The organism is Streptomyces sp. NPDC058086, assembly GCF_042885015.1.
Taxonomy (GTDB): Bacteria; Actinomycetota; Actinomycetes; order Streptomycetales; family Streptomycetaceae; genus Streptomyces.
In genome coordinates, this window is sequence record NZ_JBHVST010000286.1 from 1 (window position 1) to 1697 (window position 1697).

Sequence of the window (1697 nt, forward strand, 5' to 3'; positions counted from 1 at the left end):
CTCGCGCTCCTGCCGAACCCCGGCTGACCAGCAACCTTCCCGCCCCTACAAGGGAACCGGTCCAGACCGGATGAGTGGAACCCGGCGTCCACCCGAGACGACACCCGTGCCCTCTGCCTACCCACCATCAGCTACGGAAAGCGAAACGGGCCCCCGACTCCGTCGGCGGACCGTCACGAAAGTCATCCGGACCCCTGGCGACGACACCCTGGAGTCGGGAAAATCGGGGTGGGCGACCGCCCGGCTGACGTCGTTCGATCTTGGTGCCGATTCGAGCCTGTACGAAAGTCTGGCGCTGAGGACCTGGCGCAGGCACCCCGAAGTGTTGCCGCGAGCACGCAGAGCAGATTCTTCCCTCCTGCCGGATCCTCGCCGGGCGGTCGTCCGCTGCGGCGCGACGGCCGGCGCGGGAGGGAGAACCAGCATGGACCTCGTCCACGAACGCTGCGCGGGGATCGACATCGGCAAGACCGACTGCAAAGTGTGTATCCGCGTCCCGGGGCGGAACGGGCGCCGACACACCGAGATCCGGACCTTCACCACGGTGACCGAGGGATTGCTGGCCCTGCGCGAGTGGCTGGTCTCGGAACAGATCACGCTGGTCGGGATGGAAGCGACCGGAGCCTATTGGAAACCCGTGTACTACCTGCTTGAGGAGCACATGGAGACCTGGCTGCTCAATGCCCAGCACATGCGCAACGTCCCCGGCCGCAAAACGGATGTGAGGGACTGCCAGTGGATCTGCCAGCTCATCGAACACGGCCTGGTCCGGCCGTCGTTCGTGCCGCCCAAGCCGATCCGCCACCTGCGGGACCTCACCCGCTACCGCACCGAGATCACCCGGGAACGCACCCGAGAGCTCCAGCGCCTGGAGAAGCTGCTGGAGGACCCCGGGATCAAGCTGTCGAGCGTCGTTTCCGACCTCGGCGGCAAATCGGCCCGCACGATGGTCGAGGCACTGATCGCCGGCGAACGAGACCCTCGCACGCTGGCCCGGCTTGCCGTTGGCGCTTTGAAGGACAAGGAAGACCAGCTGACCCAGGCACTGACCGGGTTCTTCACCGAACACCACGCCTTCCTGGCCCGCGCCATGCTGGTCCGCATCGATGCCGCCACAGCAACGGTCAAGGAGCTCACCGCCGAGATCGACCGGCGCCTTGAGCCCTACCGGCATCAGCTGGAACTGCTGGTGACCATCCCAGGCATCAGTATCACCGCCGCCCAGGTGGTCGTCGCGGAGATCGGCGTCGACATGCAGCGGTTCCCCACCGCCGGCCACCTCGCCTCCTGGGCCGGGGTCTGTCCGGGCAACCACGAATCCGCGGGCAAGGTCACCAGCGGACGCACCCGTCATGGTGACGCCTGGCTCAAGGGAATCCTGGGCAACGCCGCCGCGGCAGCAGCCCGTTCGAAGAACACCTATCTCGCCGCTCAGTTCCGCCGCCTGGTCGGCCATCGCGGCAAGAAACGCGCGCTCGTTGCCCTCGAACACTCGATCCTCGTCGCCGTCTGGCACATCCTCACCCGCGACACGCCCTACCAGGACCTCGGTGCCGATCACTTCATCAACCGGATCCGCAAGTCCCGGCAGACCCGCAGGCTCGTCGGTCAACTCACCCAGCTCGGCTACGACGTGAGCCTCGAGCCCCGCGCAACGTGAGAGAAAACGGTGCGGGGATTTTCAGAGCAGATCGAGG

Annotated in this window: 1 protein-coding gene; it reads left to right on the forward strand. The window is 66.6% G+C overall.

The genetic code is table 11. The features are described 5' to 3' along the window. The first annotated feature begins 424 nt into the window (after window positions 1–424). Entirely contained in the window at window positions 425–1660 is a 1236-nt protein-coding gene (locus ACFVWD_RS58280) for an IS110 family transposase (protein WP_389607293.1), read from the forward strand. Window positions 1661–1697 lie beyond the last annotated feature (37 nt).